General features: G+C 33.6%; 13 protein-coding genes and 1 tRNA gene. 4 read left to right on the forward strand and 10 right to left on the reverse strand.

All coding sequences use genetic code 11. From position 1 onward, the window contains the following. The first annotated feature begins 15 nt into the window (after positions 1 to 15). On the forward strand, positions 16 to 708 hold the full coding sequence (locus BMX24_RS18330) for an RsmE family RNA methyltransferase (RefSeq protein ID WP_089795372.1): 693 nt from the start codon (positions 16 to 18) through the stop codon (positions 706 to 708). Here BMX24_RS18330 and BMX24_RS18335 read toward each other — a convergent pair. From BMX24_RS18335 to BMX24_RS18345, 3 genes are read right to left on the reverse strand one after another with little or no spacing between them, the layout of a single operon-like run. Further along, the gene (locus BMX24_RS18335; RefSeq protein ID WP_089795373.1) at positions 697 to 1,560 is read right to left on the reverse strand and encodes a hypothetical protein; all 864 of its coding nucleotides are present in this window, start codon (positions 1,558 to 1,560) and stop codon (positions 697 to 699) included. The two genes, BMX24_RS18330 and BMX24_RS18335, sit on opposite strands and share 12 nt — an antisense overlap. After that, on the reverse strand, positions 1,560 to 1,991 hold the full coding sequence (locus tag BMX24_RS18340) for a hypothetical protein (RefSeq protein ID WP_139176898.1): 432 nt from the start codon (positions 1,989 to 1,991) through the stop codon (positions 1,560 to 1,562). Before BMX24_RS18340 ends, BMX24_RS18335 begins: the two co-directional genes overlap by 1 nt. 19 nt (positions 1,992 to 2,010) lie before the next feature. After that, positions 2,011 to 2,685 (reverse strand): TrmH family RNA methyltransferase, encoded by a 675-nt coding sequence (locus tag BMX24_RS18345; RefSeq protein WP_089795377.1) that lies wholly within the window; start codon positions 2,683 to 2,685, stop codon positions 2,011 to 2,013. A 166-nt stretch (positions 2,686 to 2,851) separates the two neighbouring features. Between BMX24_RS18345 and BMX24_RS18350 the strand changes: the two genes are divergently transcribed. The 3 genes from BMX24_RS18350 (at position 2,852) to BMX24_RS18360 (ending at position 6,031) form a co-directional block, all read left to right on the forward strand. Continuing rightward, positions 2,852 to 3,868 (forward strand): asparaginase, encoded by a 1,017-nt coding sequence (locus BMX24_RS18350; protein ID WP_089795380.1) that lies wholly within the window; start codon positions 2,852 to 2,854, stop codon positions 3,866 to 3,868. A gap of 54 nt (positions 3,869 to 3,922) precedes the next feature. Next, positions 3,923 to 4,009: transfer RNA gene (locus BMX24_RS18355), tRNA-Ser, on the forward strand. Between the two features lie 177 nt (positions 4,010 to 4,186). After that, entirely contained in the window at positions 4,187 to 6,031 is a 1,845-nt protein-coding gene (locus BMX24_RS18360) for an acyltransferase family protein (RefSeq protein ID WP_170835748.1), read from the forward strand. A 99-nt stretch (positions 6,032 to 6,130) separates the two neighbouring features. Here the strand turns inward: BMX24_RS18360 and BMX24_RS18365 are convergent, their stop codons facing one another. The 7 genes from BMX24_RS18365 to BMX24_RS18395 form a co-directional block, all read right to left on the reverse strand. Beyond that, entirely contained in the window at positions 6,131 to 6,826 is a 696-nt protein-coding gene (locus BMX24_RS18365; protein ID WP_089795384.1) for a hypothetical protein, read from the reverse strand. A 339-nt stretch (positions 6,827 to 7,165) separates the two neighbouring features. Beyond that, the gene (locus tag BMX24_RS18370; RefSeq protein WP_089795385.1) at positions 7,166 to 8,698 is read right to left on the reverse strand and encodes a M20/M25/M40 family metallo-hydrolase; all 1,533 of its coding nucleotides are present in this window, start codon (positions 8,696 to 8,698) and stop codon (positions 7,166 to 7,168) included. An 858-nt stretch (positions 8,699 to 9,556) separates the two neighbouring features. Further along, positions 9,557 to 9,940: a hypothetical protein gene (locus tag BMX24_RS18375; protein ID WP_089795387.1), complete on the reverse strand. Its 384-nt coding sequence runs from the start codon at positions 9,938 to 9,940 to the stop codon at positions 9,557 to 9,559. After that, positions 9,930 to 16,637 (reverse strand): RHS repeat-associated core domain-containing protein, encoded by a 6,708-nt coding sequence (locus tag BMX24_RS18380; protein ID WP_089795389.1) that lies wholly within the window; start codon positions 16,635 to 16,637, stop codon positions 9,930 to 9,932. The genes BMX24_RS18375 and BMX24_RS18380 overlap by 11 nt, the downstream gene beginning before the upstream one ends. Positions 16,638 to 16,673: 36 nt before the next feature. Beyond that, positions 16,674 to 17,150, reverse strand: a complete 477-nt coding sequence (locus BMX24_RS18385) for a hypothetical protein (RefSeq protein WP_089795391.1) — start codon at positions 17,148 to 17,150, stop codon at positions 16,674 to 16,676. 6 nt (positions 17,151 to 17,156) lie between these two features. Then, a complete protein-coding gene (locus BMX24_RS18390; protein ID WP_089795394.1) occupies positions 17,157 to 18,029 on the reverse strand; it encodes a hypothetical protein in 873 nt (290 codons plus the stop codon). Positions 18,030 to 18,364: 335 nt separating this feature from the next. Then, positions 18,365 to 19,981 carry a helix-turn-helix domain-containing protein gene (locus tag BMX24_RS18395; RefSeq protein ID WP_139176900.1) on the reverse strand — a complete coding sequence of 539 codons (1,617 nt, stop codon included), beginning with the start codon at positions 19,979 to 19,981 and terminating at the stop codon, positions 18,365 to 18,367. Positions 19,982 to 20,157: the final 176 nt, after the last annotated feature.

Consider the following 20,157-nt stretch of genomic DNA (forward strand, 5'->3'; position numbering starts at 1 on the left):
TAATTAGCTTTTTCTATGAAACTTTTTTACGGAGAAATTGAAGAAAATAAAATAACAATTAACGACGAGGAACAGCAACACATTGTAAAAGTTCTTCGGATGAAAAATGGTGAGGAAATTCATGTGACGGATGGTAAAGGAAATTTGGCATCCGGAAAGTTAATTATTGAAGGTAAAAAAGCGAATATTGAGGTTGCAGAAATAAAAACCGATCTGTCTGATTTTAAAACAAAACTGCATATCGCCATAGCTCCGACAAAAAATATTGACCGGATCGAGTTTTTTGTAGAAAAAGCTGTGGAAATGGGAGCATCGGAAATAACTTTTTTGCAGACAGAAAAAACCGAACGTAAAAATATTAATGTCGATAAAATTAGGAAACAGGCAATTGCAGCGTCAAAACAAAGCTTGAGGTTTCACTTTCCCGTTATTAATGATTTAATTAAAATTCAGGATTTCCTTAAAAATATTAATCCAGAGCATACTTTTGTGGCGCACTGCCATGAAAACCTGGAAAGGATAGATTTGAAAGAAATTCCGCAAACAGATCAGATTACATTTTTCATTGGTCCGGAAGGAGACTTTTCGGAGAAAGAAATTTCTTATCTCGCTCAAAATAAAGTAAAAGCTGTTTCATTGGGAAATCAACGACTGAGAACGGAAACTGCCGGAATTTTTGTTGCTGCGTGGAATTATTTAAGATTGTAAAACATTGCTTTTTCTCCTGAATTTCAAAAATAACGGGTAAAAAATATGATACGGAAACAATGCTATTAAAACAAAATTTTTAGCATCCCGAAAATCTGCCAGCACAAATAAATCTGTATACCAATGAAAAATATACAGGAAAATCATTATAAATGTAAGATATTTTCTATTAAAAGCACCCAGAAAGCTTGAAGCCTGAACAACGATTCCAAACACGGTGGTGATTACCCAAAAATTTTCATAAGTGTATACATTCAGGATCCAGTCTGGAACTTTGATATCGGCGAACCAATAATTATCCAACGTATTGATTTTCGCGGCATTTTTGTCCAGCCAGGTAATTTTTCCGGTTTGCAAAATAATATTTTTAGCCATTCCTAAAAACTTGGAAAGTCCTGCTAAACTGTAGGTTGCCAATATTCCGAGGTAGAAATACTGTACCCATTTGAAATCATTTTCTTTATTCAAATTTTTCGGCAAGAGGAAAATTGCCATGAAATATCCGATGATGATCAAATGATTATGATGCCCCACACTGAAATTAAGCGAAATAGGAAAATTGATAATGGCAATTAATACAAATATTAAAAAATTGAGAATATAATTTTGTTTAAATATGGTGATGATTAAAAGTAAGGCACAACCGATCAGAATACTTCCGTACAAAAATTCGCTTGGATATTGTGGGAAAATAAATCGCTGGATTAAAAGAAACGGTTCATAAATTTCTTTCGGCCACTGACTTATCTTTTTGAAGGTAAGATACTGCATCAACAACCAGTACAAGCCAAAAATACGCATCGCATAATACGTCACTTTAAAATTAAATACCGTAAGTTCGTTATATCTCATTACAGTCTGGTTATCAGAGTTTTTTTGATTTTAAAAACGGATGTTCCCAAATCCCAGGGATTAAAACTTTCCTTGTACAGCAAAAGATTTTTATACTCCGGCTGATAGCTTTTCATGAAAATTTTCATTTTTTCAACACTCCCTTCCCTGTTCTCATTTTTTTCGATTTTTTTACCGTAAAAACCTACGATAAGTGCGAGATTATTCTCGTCATAGATAGCCGTTGGCTTATAAAGAATCCTTATCGTATCATTTCCATCGACCCTGTACAACCTGTACTGTTCTTCAAATTTTTCACTTCCACTCGGGCTTGTAAACAATTTCCAGCTGAAAAACGGATAAATTTCCTTCCCCCCTCTTTCAATCACGTACAACGAAAGCAGTGACAAAAAAAAAGAAATGAAGAAAAGATATTTGGTGTATTTCTGCATAACATTTGTGTTTAAAATATTAATTAAAATCAATATTATTTTCCCTTATATATTTCTCAAAAATCTGCTGCCCGCTTCTCATGGAATTCACCGCCCAACGGATTTTCATTTTTAATAATTTTTCTTCGTTTAATTTATAATCAATCCCAGATTTCATCAGCTTTTGCTTCAATTCGTACATGCAAATTCCAGCTGCAACGGAAACATTAAAACTTTTTGTAAAACCATACATCGGGATCGCCAGTGTTTCATCTGCAAAATCAATGACTTCCTGCGAAACACCTTCAAGCTCGGTTCCGAAAACCAGAGCAATCGGTTCTGTAATCTGATAATCAGGAAGCATCACTGCATTTTTTTCTAATGATACTGCCAGAATTTTGTAACCTCTTTCTTTAATATTTTTCAAAGAAGCCAGGTTTTTCGGCATTTTTTCAACTTCAACCCATGTTTCAGCACCTTTTGTTACGGTAAGATTCGGATTAAAAACATTTTCTTCCTCCATCGCGATCACTTTGTGAAAAGCACAGGCTTCTACCGACCTGATGATCGCCGCCGCGTTTCTGAACTGATACACATCATCCATTACAGGAAGGACAAAATCTGAACTTTCCTGAGAGAAATATTCAATTTTTGATAATCTTTCCTCCGTTAAAAATTGTTTTAAATACTCAAAAGTCTGCGCTAAATCTTTCATCTGATGATATATATTTTTTCAGTAGTCAGATGCAACGTTCACAATGACAGCATTAGTGATAAAATTTTGTCATAAACGTTTCATTCATTTTCAAATCTTTGCAAATTAACGTAATTTTGAGGAATCATCCTGAAACGGGGATAAAAATCTAATAAAAAGTCCTTATATGAAACGAAAAGTCCTGCTCATCTACACCGGAGGAACCATTGGTATGGAGAAAGATTATGAAACCGGAAGCCTTCGTGCGTTTGATTTTGGGAATATTTTTGAAAAAATGCCTGAAATGAAACTGATGGAATGCGAAGTTTTTGTACATCCTTTTGCAAAACCGCTTGACTCTTCGGATATGGGACCGGAAGAATGGAAAATTATCGCTCATTATATCCAGAAAAACTACGATCAATACGACGGTTTTTTGGTTCTTCACGGAACGGACACGATGTCTTATACGGCTTCAGCATTGAGTTTCATGTTAAAAGGATTAAAAAAACCGGTGATTTTAACAGGTTCACAGCTTCCGATCGGAGATTTGAGAACGGACGCGAAGGAAAATCTTCTGACAAGCCTGTATTATGCCAGCTTGTACGAAAATGATGAAGCAGTGATTCAGGAAGTTGCGATTTATTTTGAATATAAATTATTAAGAGGAAACCGAACTTTGAAATATTCTGCGGAGTATTTTGATGCGTATGCAAGTCCGAACTACCCTATTCTCGGGCAATCGGGAGTGCATCTGAATATTATTAAAGAAAATCTTCATCGCGATGATTCTGATGTTGAATTTCATGTGGATGATCATATTTCGGAAGATGTTTTGTTCTGGAGGATTTTTCCGGGCATGCAGCTGAGCCATTTTAAAGAAATCCCTACAATGAAGGTTCTGATTCTTCAGGTTTTCGGTTCGGGCACGATTTTCAGCAGTGAAAAAACCAGGGAAACTTTGCAGGAAATCCGAAATAACGGAACGGAAATCGTAGTGGTAAGTCAGTGTATATCAGGAGGAATCTCGTTCGGAAAATATGAAAACAGCAATATTTTCTCAAAAATCGGAGCTATCAGCGGAAAAGATATGACCGCAGAAAGTGCGATCACGAAAGCGATGCATTTGATCGACAATCCCAATTACCAGGGAAGCTTCGCAGATCATTTTTCGAAAAGTCTTTGTGGAGAAATTTCAGAGTAATTGCTTTAAGAATTTGTTAATTCAATAAATTCTTCTATTTTTGCAGTCTCAATTAGAAAGGTGTCCGAGTGGTTGAAGGAGCTACCCTGGAAAGGTAGTATACGGGTAACTGTATCGAGGGTTCGAATCCCTTCCTTTCTGCTGATTATCAAAGTCTTAAGTTTTTTTTTAACTTAAGACTTTTTTTATTTAATTATTATAAATTCATCTTAGTTTAAAAAACATAAAAAAATTCAAATAATAATTTTATTTAATTATTATTTTATGTTAAAAATCAATATTTTTAGTATTTTAAAATATATTTGCAAAAAAAAGCAAATGAAATTCAGAAATGATATTTCTTTTCTAAGAGCAATATCGGTAATAGCAGTTTTACTATATCATTATAATTTTTCTTTCTTTAAAGGAGGTTTTATAGGGGTAGACATCTTCTTTGTAATTTCCGGTTATTTAATGACCAGAATTATTTTAACTGGTTTTTCCAAGAATAATTTTTCTATATTGGATTTTTACAAAAAAAGGGTTGTACGGATTTTCCCGGCCTTAATTGTAATGATTACTTTTTTTGCTGTTGTAATCTATTTTCTTCTCCCAATTCAATTTATTAATTATACCAAGCTCTATTTTTCGAGCAGCTTATTTTTTTCTAATATTTATTATTATTTAAATTCCGGTTATTTCGATTCATCTTCTAAGTTTAATTTTCTTTTACACACCTGGTCTTTATCTGTAGAATGGCAATTTTATATGATATATCCGCTGATTTTAATCATTTTTAAAAGGTTTTATTTGCAGGAAAAAAGAAAATTCAATCTGATTTTTTTAGCATTGATAATCCTCTCAATAACATCTATGCTTATTCACAATATCTTTAGTAATTCATATTCATTTTATATGTTTTATCCGAGAGCTTGGGAGATGATGTTTGGAGGTTTGGCATTTTTATTTGCAAATTCATTTGACGATAAAAGCAGTACATTTAAAAAAAATATTTTTTATGTTTCTCTATCTGTAATTGCTTTATTCATTGTATTTACAAACGAACATACTGTAAAATGGCCTTCATTAATAACATTAATTCCGGTAGCTTTCACAACACAGATATTGTTATTAAACATTGATATTAAACTCTTTAATAATAAAATTGTAAAATACGTTGGAGATATTTCATATTCATTATACTTATGGCATTGGCCTTTCTATGTCTTAAGTTTATATTTCGCCCTTAATGACAGAATAAGATATAGAATTATTTTTATTATCCTCTCTCTAATTTTTGCGATCATTTCTTATCATGTGGTAGAAAAAAGAAATTATAATAATAAACACAGGCTTGTTTTAAGCTCTACTGCAATTCTTTTTATATTATCATTTGCAATTTCAAAATTAAATGCTAATTATTTGTTTAACAAGAATATGGCTAATTTAATTTCCGCAACAACCGATTATAAATATAGCGAACAGGCATATAAACAATTCAGTCTTGAAAATAAACATTTGGCACATTATCAAACCTTAAAAGATTATAATTTTAATAATTTAAAAATCAATAATAACAAGAAAAATATAATTTTATTAGGTGACAGTCATGCTGCAATGTTTTCGCAAACTATTAATAATATTTTTAAGAATGATAAATATAATCTGATACAGGCAACAGCTGACGCAACATATCCTATGATTAATTCTGAAACACCTTATGAAGGACCAAAAGATTTTTTCAATTTCTTTTTTGAAGACTATTTCCCGAAAAATTATAATAAAATCGATCTTGTGATTATCAGTTCAAATTATTATGGTTATTATAAAGATGATCTTATAAAGAAAATCAAATTCACTGAAAATTATTTTAAAAAATATAATATTCCTGTTATCTATTTAGGACAAACTGATAACTATCCTACTGATTTTCCAACACATTTTTATTTAAAAAATGACTATAATGTAGAAAGTATCAACACCCCTCAATTACAAAATAAAGTGTATGCAGCTAACAAACTTTTACTGAAAATATTAGGCAACCGCTATATCAATTTGCTTGATTATAAAATCGCAAAGGTAAATAAAGATGGTACACCTTATATTTATGATCAAAACCACCTTACCTATTATGGAACAGAGCAATATCGCAGTTTTATTGTAAAATCACTTTCATTAAAATAAAAAATCCCAGTCAAATCGACTGGGATTTCTGTTTGAAAAAGTACCAACTCATTTCAAACTTAAAATAATCTAGCTATATGAATGTTTAGGTGTAAAATTTTAATTGCACATGGTGAGAAATTGATGACTCATCTGTACTTTGAATTTGGCGTCTGATTTTAATTTTGAATAGATCATGCTTTCAAAAGCCTTGACTTCTTTTAATTTCAGATCAATAAATTCGGCAATCTGAACAATCGAGAATATAAAATCTCTGTATGTCGCAATATTCACGGTTTGTCCGTAAACAGGAAGATAGGCCTTCAGAAAAGGAAGCGTTGCCTGATGCTGGCTGTAATTAACGCAATACTCCGCTCCTTCCCTGGAAGTAATAATTTCATAATTATTAATGAAATCTAATGTGTTTTTACCTTCTTTATCGTTATTCTTAGAAAAATATCTGTTGATTTTATCTAAAATATGTTGGGCATACTCCATCATGGTGATGGTTTTCAATTCGAAAACATGGTTCATGCCTTTTACCTTTTTTGTTGTTTTCCCGTTTTCACAGCTTGTACAGAACGAAAGCCCGATCTTTTCGTGATAAGGGAAAAAGCAATCCTTAATCTGGATCGAAGCGTCCGCCTGAAGCCTGTCATTCGCAAAGTTGTAATACAGATACGGACTGTACATTTCGGCCAACGCTTTCAGATAATCCGTTTCTGAGGTATTGTGATATTCTTCAAACCATTTTTCAAGGTTGTCGTAATATTTGTTTTCAAATTCATTAAAACTTAAATAAAAAGGCAGTTCCATAGCTCTGTAATTTTGATATGACAAAGCTAATGGCGTAATGCGACAAAACTTGACGTGTTATTTTTTTGATTTTATTTTTTTTCGGTTTGTTATTCTAAAATGAAGGATTTGTGTAAAAATAGATTCTTCATTCGTCAGAATGACAATCTTATTGCTTTATCTTTTATTGAAAATAATTTCTTTTGTCCTGAAACAAAAGTTCAAGACTTGGATCCTTCGACTGCTTCGCGCTCAGGATGACAGCGTTAATACTAGCTGTTTATTAATGATAATTTATTTAAGTTTTAATGATAATTTATTTTTGATCATCACCCATTATTACTCATTACCTATTACTCATTACTTATCATAATTAAGCATGATAAATTCAAAGTAGTGGATCATTTTCATATAATTTTCGATGCTGATATATTCATTGGTGCTGTGAATGGACTGTTTTTCGGCATCCGTAATTTTTATCGGCATGAATCTGTAAATGTTTTTGCTCACGATCTGATATTTGTAAGCATCCGTAGCGCCAACTGTAAGGTAAGGAGTCGCGATCGCCGTTGGATGAATTTCCCGGATTCCGGCTTCTATTAATTTAAAAGCCTTTGTAGTGGTTGATGAAACGGCCGATGCTTCTTTCACATTGTCGATTTCTTCAATTTCTACATTAAAACCTTCGGTAGCTCTGGCTATGTGATCCTTTACTTCCTTCACCGTATTTCCGGGAAGAAGCCTGAAATTGACTATGAATTCAACCTCCGGCGAAAGAACATTGGGTGCATCACTTCCTTTCATCATCGTTAGGGCGGTCGTGGTACGAACCAGTGCGTTGGTAGAATTATTTTTAGTTAATTGTGACAGTAGTACAGGCCTCAACAACCATTGATTGGCAATTGCCATCCGGTTTACAAACGACATCGAGCCACCGATATTGGTGAAAAATTCATTCATCAACGGAGTAACGATGGGCTTCATCTGGTCTTTTTCCAGCCTTTGCATAATGACTGCCGCTTTTCCGATGGCGCTTTCCAACGGAGGCATCGATGAATGTCCGCCCAATCCTTTTACTTTAATTTTTACAGAAAGAAAACCCTTTTCTGCACAGCCGATTACGGCAACGTCTGCATCAATTCCGGCAACGCTACCTTTTTGTAAAATTAATCCACCCTCATCGTAAACTGCATCGAATTTCAGATTTTTACTTTTGAAATAATTTGCGATTTGTGCCGCACCTTTTTGTCCGCCCACCTCTTCATCAAACCCGAAAGCAAGATAAATATCTCTTTGAGGCGTATGTTTATTTTTAATTAAATTATTAAAAGATTCCATTAAAGAGAAGAACATTCCTTTCATATCGATAGTTCCCCTGCCATAAATTCTCCCATTGGCAACAGCCCCGGAAAATGGTCCAAAATCCCAGTCTTCGGCCACTTTTGAATTGGGAGCCAATGGCTGATCATCGGGTCTGAAAATATTTTCAGATTTATCTTTAATTTCTGCATCTCCCGGAGGAACAACATCGTAGTGAGAGAGGAATACAATGGGATCAAGAGAGGGATTGCTTCCTTTTAACCTAAAAACCAAACCATATTTATTGACTTCATAATTCTCCGTATTCTGGTAGATCAACGGATAAGTTTGCTTTAAATATTCTTTGAAGGTATCGAATGTAGAATAATCAAATTCACCCAATTCTCCCGCAGAAACCGTCGGAATTTTTATCCCTCCGGAAAGCCTCTGAATCGCGGAATCGTTTTTAACAGCTTTCCAGCCTTGTCCATTTCCCGCATTTGCTTTTCTGAAAGGGTAGGTAAATGTTTTGATTAAAATGACAGCTATTAAGACAATAAGGATGGCAAGGAGGATGAAGAGGAGCTTTTTCATAATTTTGAAATTGTGGTGAATGGTTATTTCAAATATAGTGAGATTTTTATTTTGGGAGGGTTGACAAAAAAATCATATTAATAAAATCTTTAATTGTTTAGTTTACTGGGTAATGATTTTGACTTTGAGGTTTTTGGAGGTGATGGGGATTGTGTGTTTATTTGATTTTTAAATATATATCATCAGTAAATCTGCTATATTTGTCCATTGATGAAATGATTCCTTCTTCTTTTTCTCTTTTTTTATAAATAATTCGAGATATTCAAATCTTTTAAACCCCGAATTGCAATAAAAATTCCTGTAACAATTGATACAGGAATTTGGTACATTAAAATCTTTAATATCGCGATTATTTGGACTTAAAATGTTTTATTATTTGGAAAAACCCAGGAAAACATAACATTACAAAAAACAAATAAAAACTCATTCCAAAATCTAAAATAATGGTTACTATTAAGCTGAGAAGTGGAACACATATAAGCAAGATACCAAGTATTAAGTGATTAGGCCTTTTTATAAAAAAAGGGGGTTTATTTCTAAACCGATATTCATCACTATACTTGCGAGAATGTCAATCCTCAAAATCCTCTATGAAGCTGTCCTCTTTTTCTTTGTTTTCTTCAAAATCTTTTTTACTCATTTGATGATTTTTTTGCAATTATGTCGAAAAAAAAAGTAAAAATACAGAAATAATCAAAGATGTTATTTTTCTTATCGTAGTAAAATCAACTTTGAAAGTAGAAAACATATTATTTACTAGAGAAAAGCCTGTAGTTATAATAATATAATAAGAGCAAATAATGATTGCTATCCGAATAGTTTAAAATCAATCCCCCGAATATTCGAGGGATTGATTTATTATTCAATTTTAAACTGTTTTTTATCTGGAGGAATAACTTTTATTACAATTATTTGATTATTTTTTAGTTCTCCCTCTCCATATTCGTCTGAACCAAACGCAAAATTAGGGCCGTCTGTTTCAAAGCTATAACGCTTCTCTTTATTGATTTTAAGAGTAACCATTCCTAAGGAATCTGTAACATACTGGCCTATTTCAACATACTTCCTTAATGGAATATTCCATTTAGCCTGTCTTACTGTAACAGTATCATTTATCCGAGGATGTTTAGTATAAGAATCTACAACTTTTACAGATATAGTAATCTCATTTTTTTTGTCATAATTATTACATCCTATTAAAAATAAACAAAAAAATACTAACGTTATTAATTTAGAGACCATATGCTTTTCTTATAATGTTTAAATGACTAACAGGTACACCAGATTTATAATACTGACCTGTGTAATCAACTTGATTAATAATAGGAAATGAAAACTTCGCTTTTACCGGACTACCAACAAAAGGATTATCAAGATTCCAATAAGGCAGACCATACATTTTTACTGTTGAATTTCTCTGATAATAATTGTTAACTCTTAAAACATTCGGATGAGTAAAAATAAAATCTCCTCCCAAACTTACAGGATCAAATAGATTTACTTCAGCAATATTAATATTCATTTCTCCCAACTCATTAGCAATTCTAACTGCAGCGGCTCCACCTCGACTATGTCCATAGATCTTTATCTGTTTTCCCTCATTATAACCATCCACTAAGTAATCTATGATTTCTTGGTCATTTGTTCCCCAAGAGCTTGTAAACATTTTTCCTCCTTGTTTTTCAACAATTTTCTCTAATCGTGGATTGTCACTAACTTCTCTTCCTCCTGCTCCGTAAATGCCAGCAACTACATATTTTGGCTGTGTTATCCTATGCATTGCATGATTAAATAACGCAACAATCCCACCAATTTTCACACCTTCCCAGAAGTTTCCTCCTGCAAGAGCATGACCTACACCTCCAGAAAGCATTCCCAATGCAAACTGGCTTGTACCGCTGTATGCGGCAGCTCCAACAGCTTGTCCATATCCAAACGATACAGCACTTGATAAAAATGCACTCGCTGCCGCAGTAAAGAAATTACCTCCCTGCATAAAGCTCAATGTTCCCTGTACCCCTGCGTGGACGAGACTTCTTAAAGCCTCATTTCCTATGCTTGCAGTAGCAGTAGAAAAAACATCTCCTATAACAATTGTTATTCCCGCACTTATCATACCCATTACGATGGATGAATAAAGGTTGAGGATATTAAACTTTCCGCCAGTAATCAAAACCGTAGCAGTATAACCAACAACAGCAATAGCAATTGCTTGTACTATAGGAATCATTAAAAACTGAAAAAACTCCCCACTCGGATCATTAAACATCAAGGGATTATTCAGAACATACCCATATTTATTATAATTCTGGGTGTTGTAAGGATCCTGAATGTTCTCATCAGCATTTAAGAATCTTCTTAATAACGGATCATACAATCTACCATTCATGTGAATGATTCCCACCTCTGCAAAATGCTCATGGCTGGTGTATCCTCTGTCTACTAATAGCGAAGCATTATCAATTATACTCTTATCGGTAATGATTGCACCATTTCCTATCTTAAGATGGGTAAAATTGCCCCACGCATCAAAATGCCTCTGTTCCAGTTTATTTCCTGCTTCATCACTTATTGCTAAGATACTTCCGATATAATCTTTATGCAAAAATCTGTAAGAACCACTACTCTCATCAAAGTTCTTTAAATATACAATATTACTTTCATAAGGTGTTCCTCCGATATATAAAATATGTTTTTCCTTTCCGGTAGTGTTGTCTTTCAACACTTCAAAACTTCCGTCTTCACTGTAGAATTTGGTGAATTTTCCATCTCCGTCAATACTAAAGTTTCCACCATACGTCACTCTTTGTCTCATGCTTGTCAAGCCGTACTGAAAGGCAACATCTCCTTTCTCTCCATCAATGAAAACAGGATCATTATTCTCGTTGTAAGCAATGCTCTGAATCAGATCATTATTATAGTTTTGAGTTCCCGCAGCATTTAACGTCATTCCGGTTGGTTGGTAAATCTTTGCAGAGTTTTCATACTTCATGGTTCCCACCTGGTCATTCTCCATGATTCTACCTTTAACGTCATAGATATTTCTATTATTTGATGGCTTAATTCCCGTTACCGGATTCGTCCAGTTTACCAATCGGTTGTTGTCATCATAGTCAAAGGATTCAACAATATTGAAATCTCCACCTGTTGTTCTGCTCTTTAATTCATTTTTAATGGCATCAAATGAGTAAGAAAGTTGAAGAATACTTGGTTTTACTGCCGATGAGTGATTAACATTCGTTAAAAATCCATTGGTGTCATACGTATTATTGACGTCTGCAGCTCCCAATTTAGCTTTTAAAACCTGACCTTTGGCATTGGTTTCCTTAAGCTCCCACAGGCTTTTACCTGTTACTTTGTCTTTTACCTGATAAAGCTCTCCGTTCCATGTACTGTATACATTTTCTACGTTAACTTTAGTCAAAACACCGGAAGAATATAATTGCTTTTCATAAGAAATTACTCTTCCTTTATCATCATAAGTAATTCCTTTTTGGATAAAGTATTTCCCATTACTGCTTTCTGATGAAGATAATAATCTTCCTTGTGGATCGTAAGAAACATTTGAACTATATACTTTTCCTTTAGATGTACCTCCTCTTGAAATTACTCTGCCTTTATTATCATAAGTATAAGAGATAATTTTATTCGTAGCCTGACCTCCATCTGTTGTTGACAATTCTTTTTGAGAGATCAGCTGACCTAAACTGTTATACGTGTATTCTTTTGTTCCTTTTGGACTGATAATTTTCTTGGACTGTCCAAAACCATCATATTCATATTTATAAATTCCATTGGAAGGATCATTGAATTCTGATTTTCTTCCCCAAGAATCGTATTTTGTGGTGACAGTATTTTCCGCATACTGAGCTTTTATCTGCTCTCCGGCTGCATTGTAAGAGAATTGTATCGTCCCGCCTTTATCTGTTGAAGAAACTACATTTCCTAAAGCATCAGTGGTTTTGGAAGTAGTTCTTCCATAACCGTTAAGCTCTTTGGTAGTCGTTATCAAACCTGAAACCGTAGTTACCATCTGCTTCCCATTGAACCCAGTAGCAGTTGCCTTGGTGATAGGAAAAACAGAATCATCATAAACAATGGTATTCCACCCGGAAGCACTTTGCCCTTCAAAATAAGGCTCGGATTCCTTGATTTTTCTTCCTAAAACATCATACTGAGTTTCTTTGGAAACAAATTGTCCCTGTCCGAATGCTTTAGCAGAGGTTTTATAATCCTGACCCAATCTGTTGGTAAATTTTTTAGAGATATTTCCATCAGGATCGTATTGGATAACAGTAATATTAGCATTATCATCTCTTTCATATTTATAGGTAGTTGTTCCTCCAAGATTTGTTTTGGAAGTAAGGAGTTTACCCCATGCATCATAGGTATTGGTAAGGATATTTCCTAGTGGATCGGTTTGTTTCTTAATCTGTCCCCAGTCATTATATTCAATATTAGTTTCTAATCCTAAATTATCGGTCTTTTTCTCTACAAACCTTCCTTTCGGATCATATACACTTGCTTCTGTCTGAGTTTGAGAATCTACGCTATTGCTGATTGTTTTTCCTGTGATATTACCAAAACCATCGTAATTGTAGGTTTCCTGTAAGTAGCCTGTATTATCCCTGTTCCAGGTTTTTAAGGTTTTAAGGAGATTATTTTCGTAAACGTATTCTTCTTTTGCCGATTTGGTATCTCCATAAGCCTGTACTGCATCGGTTTTAGATTGAGGACGACCTACAAAGTAATCTGCTCCAACTCCTGAGAAATTATGAATATATTCAAAATTAGAAGTTGTTATGGCATATCCATTATTAACATTCGATACACTTTGCTTTGGAAGATAATAATCTCCATAAGTGATAAAAGTGTTTGTTAATGTACCATTCAGGAAGTCCTTTGTTTTAGTACTTGTGGGAACAGTAGCTGTTACAACTTTCGGTTTATCCGTATCAGCAATTACTCCTGTTACGATTTGTCCGTTTAATAGCTTATCCTTTTGATAAACGGTAGATTTGAAACTTAATAATTGTGTATTATTCTCAGAAATATCAGCAGGGAATATTTTTGATTCATCGTTGGTCGAGATACTCCATTCTTTTACCGGGATCCCGTCAAAAAGGGGATCAATCTCTGCTCCTGACCAAATTTTAGTATTTTCAAACCCATCAGCATACCATGAGGATCGGGCAGACTGATGATAGCCCATCATTCCCTTTCCCTGCATATGTCCTGTCATTCCCCTGTACCGAAAATCCTGCTTTCTTCCTTCCTGTCTAAGCTGAGATACAGCATAGGACTGGTCTACTCTGTTTAAAGAAAAGTAAGGGTAATATTCTTTTTTAACCTTCTGATAAAAATTAGGATTAACAGTATTATTTGGAATTACCTCTAAATAATCCGCTGATGTTGTAATTCCTCCCTGAATAATAGATTGCACTTGTGATAGCCTTCCAACCGAAGAGGGTGATTTAAGCTTGTGCATCCTTTCTTTCCAAAATAAAAATACATCATAATAATTATTATTAACTTTAACCTGTGAAGTAATCGGGGAAAATAATGTAAAATTGCCAACATCAGAGGTTACATAATTATACCCTCCATAAGTATAACTGGTAAAGAAATCAGGACTATCATTTGTTGTAGTTCCATTAGCAGTATAAGCAGCAATAGTATAGCCAAAGTATCGGTTAAGTATAACTCCGCTTCCATTCACTTGTCCCGCCTTATTAAAAGAATTGATGTGTACAATATCTGACTTACCGTCTTTATTAATATCTGAAGTTGTATAAAAATTTTGATAAATATTAAAAGTAGGGTAATTACTGTTTTGATAGTCATTAGGTTTTCTATACTTCAAAAAGTTTGTTTTTAAGAAATTAGAAAAACCTTTTTCAGTTCCTATATAAAATCTCCAATTATCTTTTTCCTGTGTATCCGTAGCTGGAATGGTAAAGTCAAGATTTCCATCACCATTAAAATCTCCAAATAATACTGGAGATTCCGGTGCTTTTGTTTCAGCTAAACTACCTGTGAATCTGATTTTCTTAAGATACTGATTAGAAGCTGTTTTTACAAATTCAAATACAGTATAGGTTGTATTGGAAACATCAATAATATCTACTTTACCATCACCATCGACATCCAGATATTGCTGCTTATAATAGGAATTTTCATTGATCCCTGTGTCAACTGCGTAGGTTGATAAAGGATTGTTAGCGTTTTTTAAGTCAACAATATAATTCCCAACCAAATAAGTATCACAATTGAGTTCCTGACATGGAGGTGGTCTGTTAATTGTATTATCAGAAGTGGATGTAGGTGTTTGTTTTAAATCATTACATCCGGGGATCGGTTCAAACTGGCAGATTTCTTTATTGATTTTCACAAATACATCCGAAATACCATCTCCATTGATGTCTCCTTCGTTGAATGAAGCCATTTCTATACGACAGCCTACACCTCCTCCCTGATATGTACAGTTTGGATCAGTATAAACTAGTTTTTCAAAGACTTTTACAAAAGTGTTATCTCTGAAAATATAACCCACCACTTTACCAGCTTCGTATTGAACAATTCCATTTCCATTGTGAACCTGTCCTTCTTCATCTAATAAAGCATTAATCACTTTAGCTTCAGCATTAAAAGTTTTACCTGTGGAAATATCAGTATAGGTATCATTTAGCCCTCCAAGCTTTACTGTTCCGTTGTTCATAACAAAATCCAGATAGGAATCACCATTAAAGTCTCCTGACAACTTTACGTTTTCAAAACTCTCAACATTATTATTTGAGAACTCTAAATTTGGCTGTGTTGGAGCAGGATAGGTAAAAGCTACCGGATTAGTCGCATTATTATCAGCATTGTATTCCGTTATTTTATTAACTGCCTGATAATTCGTCCCGTTTTTCAGATAATCGATTGTATATTTCTTAAATTGGCTTCCGTTGGTGCTTACTTTAATTTCAGACAAAAGTTGAGTTTGTAAAAAACGAACTCCTGCTATATAGGAGTATTCGGCTAAGCTTCTATTAATATAAGTAAAATCTATTGTATTAAAATGAGGTTTGCCCAGTGTTTCATTTCCTCCCCATTGAATGCTTGAAATTGTAGTAATATTTGAGAGACCTGTCTGCAAATAATTATAAGTAATATAATTACCTTTACCATCTTTCCATTTTATAATATTGTATTCGATAGGAGTTCTGGCATTACTAAGCCCCGAGGTTGTCCCTCCATACCAAGCCTGTGAACCATCCTCAAAAGTTACTTCCCAGTATTCAGGACCTTTCCATGCTTGTCCTGTAATGGATCCAACCGATTTAATCTTTATATTAGAATATTTCTCTGTTACATACTCAGCTCCATCTTTCCCATATTCTCCGGATTTTAAAATTAATCTTTGTCCGTTAAAACTATAATAATCAGAATAATCCAATTGAACGCCATTTACTTCACCATCTTTTTCAATATTTTTTCCTACTCTTGAAATAGATGTAACGCCAGATAAATTCCAGCCATATCCTGCAATTCCATTTCCTGAACCACTAGTATAAACAAGATTCACTTGAGGTGCTACAGATTTCACTCCCGGTGGCAAAGCAACAGGTAAAGTAAATTGTAATTGTCCTGCTCCATTTACTTCAATATTTCCTTTCGTGTCATGGAAACTTTGTCCTGATGGTGCTGTCGTTCCTGAAGGATTAGTTGCTCCAGCTCCTGAATCCACAGGTCCTCCTCCCGGATTTTCCGTTGCAGGACCAATCTTAGCGATAAATGGATTTGAAGAGCTTGAAGAAGCATAAAATCCTTGAGTTAATACTACCGTTTGTGGATCCTGAACCGTTCGTGATGTACTTTCTGCCTGGTACAGTATGGTCTGTGAAAAGCCCAATACTGAACACAAGGACAGTATAAATGATGAAAATAATTTCATATTTGCTGTTTTGTAGTAAATTATTTGATTAATAGTTTATCGTTTGGTAACATTTCTGCCAAATACCCTTCCATCTTTCAACGTAAAACGTAAAATATAAACACCCCAGTCATAACCCGTCATATTGATTTTCAACTGTTTATTAAGACTCGGAATATTTTGTTGTTGGAATTTCCAGTGAACTGTGCTGTGTTGATACAACGAAACAGACTCAATAAGACCATCAACTTCTTCCGTCCAATCAATCGTGAGAATATCATTTACAGGAACAGGATAAAGCCTGATCTGTTTCCAGAAAGTCTTTTCATCCATTAAAGGCTCTTGTTTTACCACAGCAGCCACAGCTTTTATTTTTTCAACTTTTTTTACTTCTTCAGGAGCTGTTTTTCCCGCAGAATTAGTACCTCTGTATCTCTGATTTCCGGCCTCGTCATATTTAAAATAAACTTCTGTTTGGGAAAAGCCTAGGAATCCTATGAATAGAGAAAATAGGGAAAGTAATTTTCTTTTCATGGGTGATTATTTTTTTGTTGAAATTAATTCTTGAACTTGTTTCTTCAACTCTTCAATCTCCTTAGACTGTGACTTTAGAGCTTTGTTTTCTTCCTGAAGTTCTTTGATCTGTTTATTTTGAGTGATTGAATAAAGTGTTAATTCTTCAATTTTTTCTAAAAGCTTTGCATCCATTTCCCCTAAATTGAGCCCGTCTTTCTCTACTTCTTTCGCAGAAGGAATATTGGGCAGGTGACCTTTTTCTTCAATGTGTTTTTCTACTTCTTCTAAAGTTCGTAGCTTATAATCCTTTTTGAATACATAATCTGCCCAACCGTTTGTCGCAGGATTTTCCACCTTTACTTGTTCCGCTTTAATCCCTTTTCTTACATAAAAAATGTAATTAGGATCATTATCATATTGATCTGTTCCAACCGAAACTTTTCCCATATTATTTATAACTAAAGTATTGTTATGGGCTATATCAGTAAATTTCACCCTTGTTATTCCCGGAGAATTTGGAGTACTAGTATCAATATTAGGATCTGCAGAATTATTATTGGCCATATTGAATTCTAAATTTCGAGTTTCTCTTCCTCTGATAACAAAATCTCCAGGAGCAGCCCAAGTTGAAAAACAGCTGGCACACGATACATTTGCCATTTCTAGTCTTGCACGATCTATAGTTGTTAACCCACTCTGATTTCCAATAACAATAGCTGATAAGCTAGAAAATATCCTCATTCTTTCTACATTATTGGTTTTAAAAATTAGAGGTTTACTATCTGTCGTTCCAATAAAATTGCTTTCTATAATTCCTGTATTTCCTGTAATGTTCCAGGATTGACTAAAAGCAAATGACGAAGCCAGTAAGGCAAATAATAATAATTTTTTTTTCATAACAGTTGAAATATGTTGTATAAAATAATTTGTAAGAATAGCTCCTCTACAAGGATTATAAAGGAAATTTATTAATAAGATTAAATGTCTAGTAGTATTACCCTTTTAAAGGTATTTTACCAAACAAAAAAGGTTGTGCAATAGTTTTGGAGAAATAATGTGCATAGCGTAAAATGCACTCTCGTTGTAGAGTAATTATTTTATTCATCTTTGTGTTTTGTTAATGCTGCAAATCTAAAAAAATTTTATTTTACCCACAATATTTTTTTATTTACATAAGAAATTACTTATGAAACCATTACAAATCCACACCTAATCAAAAATAACTCTACTTTTCACACCGCATTCCAAGTTGAAAAACCACCTTTATTATCAAGCTCCTGTTTTCTTTTTCGGATAAAATCTGTGGGGCGGATCCCGTTGATTTCATAAAAAAGATCGGAAAAATTCTGGCGGGAGGCAATTCCGCATTCTTTGGCGAGGGTTTCGATGCCGTATTTCAGGTATTCGCGGTTTTCGAATAGTAGATTGGTGATATAATGAATTCTTAATTCACTCAGATACTTATTGAAATTAACTTCCTTATACTCATTGATCACTTGCGACAAATAATTAGAATTCGTTCCGAATTGGGACGCTAATTTATTGATAGTCAATCCTTTTTGGGTAAATTCCTTTTTATCTTCGAATGATTTAAGTTTTCGGAGGAGTTCTTCCACCTTATTTTCATCAAGGTTGGTTTTCTTTTCTTCCGGGGCAGAAACATTTTTTTCTACCGCATCTTGCTGCATCATGAATTTTTCTTCCAGTAAAATATATTTTTGCTGAATTTCCTTCTCATTTTTATACCTTATAATTAATAATATCACAAGTCCAACAGCCAGGATAATCAGACCGGCAATAATGAAGCTTCCCCATGAATTTGCTTTTTCAAGTTCATTTTTTTCGTCCAGTAAAGTTTTCGTGTCATATTCTTTATGGATTTTTGGAGATAAATAAATAAAATCTTTCGAAATAATACTGTCTGCCTTCAAAAGCTGACTTGTATAATATAATTGCTGTTCCTGATTTTTTTCTTTCTTATAATGATTAATAAGAAGCTCATAATTTTCCCTCAACTCAGGAAGGATAAATTGATGTTTTTGAAAAATAGAGTCTACCTTTTTAAAGTAAATAATTGATTTTGCATTATTTTTTAAATCCAAATAACTTTTTCCAACATAAAAATATCCTACTGACAGCCAGGCAAAATCACCACTCTTTTTCATTAATGAAATAGATGGGTTCAGATGGTCTAATGTTAACTGGTATTGATTTTTTTTATAATCAGAAATACCTTTGCATAAGAGAAAATAGCCTTTTTCCTGCGCAAAATCCGGATCATTTTTCACTTCGGAAAGTCCGGTTTGTATGGCAGAATCTGCTTCTTTGGTTTTCCCAAGATTACGGTAACAGATAATTAATTGATGAAGACTGTTGAGATACCCTTTTTTATTATTAAAAATCTCATTCGGATGGAGATTTGATTTCGATTTTGGGCTGTAGTAATCAATACATTGCTTAAATAGCTGAGCCGATTCCTCGTAGTATCCTAAATAGCTTTTTACCACACCTATATAATACAGATTCTGAAATTTCAGGAACTCATTATTCGTATTTTTCGAGTATTCGTAGGCTGCAAGATATTCGTTAAGTGCTTTTTGATATTTTTTGTAATGATAGTAATATACAACGCCTTTCTCAATATATGCCGTACTTATAAGATCGCTGTTTCCTGATTGTTTTGCTGCCCAAACTGCACTGTCGGCATATTTTAATTTTTTCTCGTTTAAAGATGAATAAAATACACCGTCTTTATATCCCTGAACCAGCTTTTCATAGTTTTTTTCCTTTTTTGCTTTATTAATATAAACCTGAATAAATGGAAATGCTTTAGGGCTATTTTCTTCCATATTCTCATAGTTTAGCCGCAGTGTATAATATTCACTGTGTCCTTTTTGAGAGATAGCAAGTTGAAAAAATCCTATAAAAAGTATTAATAACAGTTTTTTAATCACATTATTGAATTATATGGCAGTAGTTTATTATCAAAAATACACAAAAACAGTCAATTTTAATCAAACTATTA

It is taken from the genome of Chryseobacterium wanjuense (genome assembly GCF_900111495.1).
GTDB classification, from domain to species: Bacteria; Bacteroidota; Bacteroidia; order Flavobacteriales; family Weeksellaceae; genus Chryseobacterium; species Chryseobacterium wanjuense.